This is a genomic window from Nonomuraea sp. NPDC050691 (assembly GCF_040654455.1).
Lineage (GTDB): Bacteria > Actinomycetota > Actinomycetes > Streptosporangiales > Streptosporangiaceae > Nonomuraea.
In genome coordinates this window covers 1-5,393 of the sequence record NZ_JBFAIA010000299.1, presented here as the reverse complement: position 1 = coordinate 5,393, position 5,393 = coordinate 1, and the positions used below count along the sequence as shown (strand labels likewise).

Sequence of the window (5,393 nt, the reverse complement as noted above, 5' to 3'; positions counted from 1 at the left end):
GGAGTTCGAGCGGGTGCCGTTCGGCCATCCCCTGTGGATCCTCTACTCCAGCGGCACCACCGGGCTGCCCAAGCCGATCGTCCACGGCCACGGCGCGCCCGCGGCCGGGCACGGGCACCGGCGCGAGTCGCTCAGCGTCCTGCACATCGGCGGGCCCCGCTTCGGCCGGGCGCTGCCCGACCCCGGCGAGCCGTTCACGCCCGAGGACATGCAGGCGCGCATCTGGGCCGACCTCACCTCCATGTACGACCGGGGGATGCCGCGGCCCGACCTCATGGTGGTCAGCGGCGACCTGACCGAGTCGGGCAGCCTCGGACAGTTCGCCCAGGCCACCCGGTTCGTGACGGACCTGCGGCTACTGCTGGGGCTGGAGCCGCACCGCCTGGTCCTCGTGCCCGGGCCGCGCGACGTCACCAAGGCCGCGGCCAGCGCCTACTTCCTCACCTGCGAGGCCGACGACGTCAGCCCGCAGCCGCCGTACTGGCCGAAGTGGCGGCACTTCGCGGGCCTGTTCGACGAGGTCTACCAGGGGCTGGACGACCGGGTCTTCGACGGCGGCCAGCCGTGGACGCTCTTCCAGGTGCCCGACCTGAAGGTGGTCGTGGCCGGGCTCAACTCGACCATGGCCATGAGCCACCTGGAGCGCGACGCGTACGCGCTGCTCGGCGAGGCGCAGGCGGCCTGGTTCGCCGAACGGCTGCGGCCGTACGAGGAGAGCGAGTGGCTGCGGCTCGGCGCGGTGGGCCACCCGCCGTCGGCGCTGCGCGACGCGCCCACGTTCGAGCGGCTGCTGGCCCACCGGCTCAATCTGCTCTTCCACGGCACCGGCCGAGACCCGGCCGGCGAGGGGAACGGCGAGGCGGCCGTCGCCGCGCCCCGGCCGGGCCGCCACCACGTCGTCGAGATCATGCCCGGCGGCATCCGCACCTGGCTCCCCGACCAGGAGCCCGTCAGGGCCACCCGGAGCTGGCGGGCCGCCCGCGCCCCGTTCGCCGGCGAGGCCCCGCAGGTGCCGCGCCCCCGCCAGGAGCCCCCGGAGCGCGAGCCCAGCCCGGTCGAGCTGCTGCTCGACCGGATCACCGAGGTGTGCGAGGCCCGGCACGAGCGCGCGCGGATCCGCCGCTTCCCCACCCACCTCGTCGTCACCCACCCCGACGACGGGTTCGTCCGGCTGACCATGGTCGGCGCGCACGTGGGCCGGGTGGACGAGACCGCCGCCGAGGAGTTCGCCCAGCAGGCCCACGCGGCCGGGCTCCAGGGCGAGCTGGTCTACCAGGGGCCGCCTCCCGAGCGCGCGCTGCGCGACATGCTCGTCCGCCGAGGGGTCCTGCTGCGCAGCTTCACCGAGTTCCAGGGGCTGCTCGACCTGTCCGGGTACGTCGCCGAGCAGACCGCCAGGCTGACCGGCGACCGGCGCTACCCTCCCGGCCTGTACGTGCCCCAGCGCTACCGCGAGCTGGACCGCCCCGGCCACCCGGTCAGGGACGGGCTCACCGACGAGCTGATGCGGCTGCTGGCCAGCGACCACGGCCGGTTCCTGCTGCTGCTCGGCGACTTCGGCCACGGCAAGACGTTCGCGCTGCGCGAGCTCGCCCGCCGCCTCCCGGCCGAGCTGCCCCACCTGACCCCGCTGTTCATCGAGCTGCGGGCCCTCGACAAGGCCCACTCGGTGGACGCGCTCGTGGCCGCCCACCTCGCCACCCACGGCGAGGAGCTGATCGACCTCAAGGCGTTCCGCTACCTGCTGCGGCAGGGCCGCATCGTGCTGCTGTTCGACGGCTTCGACGAGCTGGTCGCCCGGCTCACCTACGACCGGGCCGCCGACCACCTCGCGACCCTGCTGGCCGCCGCCGAGGACAAGGCGAAGATCGTGGTGGCCAGCCGCACCCAGCACTTCCGCTCGCACGGCCAGGTGCTGCGCTCGCTCGGCGAGATGGTCGGCGTGCTGCCGCAGCGGCGGCTGCTGGCCGTCGAGGACTTCTCCCGCGACCAGATCCACAACTACCTGGTCAACCGTTACGACGACGGCGACGAGGCCGCCGCGCGCATGACGCTGCTGGAGAGCATCGAGGACCTGCTCGGCCTGGCGCAGAACCCGCGCATGCTCAGCTTCATCGCCGACCTCGACGCCGACCGGCTGCGCACCGTGGCCCGGGCCCGCCACACCACCAGCCCCGCGCAGCTCTACCAGGAGATCCTCACCTCGTGGCTGACGTTCGAGGCGCGGCGGGCGGCACTGCCCGGCTCGGCGGCCGGCCTGACGCTGGAGGAGCTGTGGCAGGCGGTCACGGCCCTCGCGCTGCGCCTCTGGGAGTCCAACGAGGCCCTGCTCGGCGTGGAGGAGCTGACCGAGTTCGCCGAGACGCTGACGGACCTGGCGGGCGGGCAACTGTCGGCCGCGCACGCCGCGTACGCGATGGGCTCGGGCAGCCTGCTCGTGCGCACCGACGAGGGCATGTTCGGGTTCATCCACTCCTCCGTCATGGAGTGGCTGGTCGCCAGACACGTCGCCGACACCCTCGACGACCCGGTGACGCTGGCGCGGGGGCCGCTGACGCCGCTGAGCGTGGAGTTCCTGTGCGACCTGGCCGACGTGCGGGCCCTGCGGGCATGGGTGAACGACCCACCTCCCGGGCGGCACGCCGGCGCCAACGCCGTCAAGATCGCCGGCCGGCTGCGCACCCCGGCGCAGTCCGACCTGCGCGGCGCCAACTTCAAGGGCGAGGACCTCTCGGAACGCGACCTGCAGGAGGTGGACCTGACCGGCGCCGACCTGTCGGAGACGACGCTGGCCCGTACCAACCTGTCCAGGGCCGTCCTGCGCGACGCCCGGCTCACCGGCGCCCGCCTCGACGGCGCCTCGCTGGCCGGGGCCGACCTGCGGGGCGCCGACCTGTCCGGCACGCGGCTCATCCACACCGACCTGAGCGACGTGACCGCCGAGGGGGCCCGCTGGCACCGCGCGGCGCTCATCCACGTCACCGGCACGCTGCCCGCCCTGCCGGGCGCCGCCGTGGTGCCCGGCGCGCCGGTCGAGGTGCAGCTCGCGCCCGCCGCCATCGGCGTCCCGTACGGCTACCACTTCCAGACCAGCCGCCTGCCCGAGCCCATCGCCTACAGCCACGACGGCACGACGATCGCCATCGGCAACGAGGACGGCGGCGTGCTGCTCTGCGTGGGCGGCGCGCCCGTGCGCACCCTCCAGGGGCACCACGGCCGCGTCTACGCCGTCTCCTTCGCCGGCGACCTGCTCGCCTCCGGCGCCAGCGACGGCAGCGTGCTGCTGTGGGACGCGGTGACCGGCACGCTGCTGCGGCGGCTGGAGGGCCACCCCGACGGCGTCTGGCCGGTACGCCTCAGCCCCACCGGCGAGCTGCTGGCGGCGGGCGGCGGCGACGGCGTCGTCCGCCTCTGGGAGACCGCCACGGGCCGCGAGATCCACCACCTGGCCGGGCACCGGGCGCCCATCTACACGGCCTCGTTCGGGCACGCGGAGCTGGTCACGGGCGACTCCGCCGGCGTCGTACGGGTCTGGGACCTCGGCTCCGGCGAGGTGACGGCCACCCTCGACGGCCACGACGGCTCGGTCTACCGGGCGGTCCACAGCCCCGACGGCACCCTGCTGGCCACCGGCGACGAGGCGGGCACGGTGCGCCTGTGGGACACCGCGACCTGGACCCTGCGCCGCGCCCTCACCGGCCACGCCGGGTCGATCTACTGCGTCGCGTTCTCCCCCGACGGCGCCCTGCTCGCCACCGGCGACACGGCCGGCGCCGTCCGCCTGTGGGACCCGGTCACGGCCGAGCCGCGCGGCCCGCACACCATCCACTCCGCGAGCGTCTACCAGGTGACGTTCAGCCCCGACGGCCGCACCATCGCCAGCGGCGACTCCAACGGCGTGGTCCGCCTGCAGGAGGCCGGCGCCACCACCCGCGTCGAGCTGACCGGCCACCGCAGCTCCGTCTGGCCGTTCGCGTTCCGCCCCGACGGCCAGCAACTGGCCACCAGCAGCAACGACGGCACCGTCCGCCTGTGGGACCCGGGCACCGGCAAGTGCCAGCGGATCCTGCGCGGCCACGGCCGGCGCATCTCGTCGGTCCGCTTCAGCGCCGACGGCACCATGCTGGCGACCAGCGGCAACGACGGGGTCGTCCGCGTGTGGGAGGCGGGCACGGGGCGGCGGCTGCGCGAGTTCACGGGCGCCGCCGACCGGCTCGTCTCCGCGCTGTTCTCGCCCGCCGGGCCGGTCCTGGCCACCTCCAGCAACGACGGCGGCGTCCACTTCTGGAACGCCACCACCGGCGAGTACGAGCGCGAGCTCGACGCCGAGACCGACCACGTGTGGGCCGAGGCGTTCAGCCCCGACGGCAGCCTGCTGGCCACGGCCAACGACGACGACAGCGTGCGCATCTGGTACCGCGCGACGGGCCGCCTGGTCAGCAACCTGGCCGACCACCGGGGCCGGGTCCGCTCGATCGTGTTCAGCCCGGACGGCCGGCACGTGGCGACCGGCTGCGACGACCGGCTGGTCCGCGTCTGGCACGTCGAGTCCGGCGGCCTCGTCGCCACCCTCGAAGGGCACAAGGACCGGGTGTACGCGGTCGTCTTCTCACCCTCGGGCCGCTACCTGGCCAGCGCCAGCAACGACGGCACCGCCCGGGTGTGGGAGCTGCGGCCCGGCCAGCCCTGGCAGCCGGTGCTCCGGCACACCCTGGACCAGCACACGGGGCGGCTCTGGTCGGTCGCCTTCGACCTCACCGGGGAGCGCCTGGCGACCGGGGGCGACGACCTGACCGTACGCGTGTGGGACACGATCACGGGTCGGCTGCTGCACTCGCTGAAGGGGCACACGCGGCGGGTGTGGTCGGTGGCCTACAGCCCGTCCGACCCGGATCTGCTGGCCACGGCCGGGGACGACGGCGTGGTGATCCTGTGGAGGGGCGAGAACCGCCACGCCACGCTCCTGGGTTTACCGGAGGGCTGGGCGGCGCTGTCGCCGAGCGGCCGGTACAAGGTCGAGGGGGAGGTGGCGGGGCAGTTCTGGCATGTGATCGGGATGTCCCGGTTCGAGCCGGGAGAGCTGGATCCGTACCTGCCGGAGGTGCGGCCGGTGCCCCTCGACACCCCGTTCTGACCCACCCGCTCCCCGGCCGCTGTGGCCGGTGGGGCTTTCGGGTCGTGCCGCCGCCGAGCGGCCGAGCGCTCTGCCGGGCGGGCGGCGTGGCCGGGCGGGCGGCTCATGTGGCGTGGCCGGGCGGACGGCGGCTCATGTGGCGTGGACTCGCCGCTCCGGGGCGGGCGTCACTTCTCGTCGCGGCCCCGGCCCTTCGGGCGGCCGCCGCGCCGTCCGGGGGGCGCGTCCTGCCGCTTGCCGCGGCCTCGCCCGCGGGACG

General features: G+C 75.0%; 1 protein-coding gene. It reads left to right on the top strand.

All coding sequences use genetic code 11. The features are described 5' to 3' along the window. Window positions 1–5,134: pentapeptide repeat-containing protein (locus tag AB0H81_RS43645; RefSeq protein ID WP_358388051.1), on the top strand; the 5,134-nt coding region annotated here is incomplete at its 5' end. Window positions 5,135–5,393: the final 259 nt, after the last annotated feature.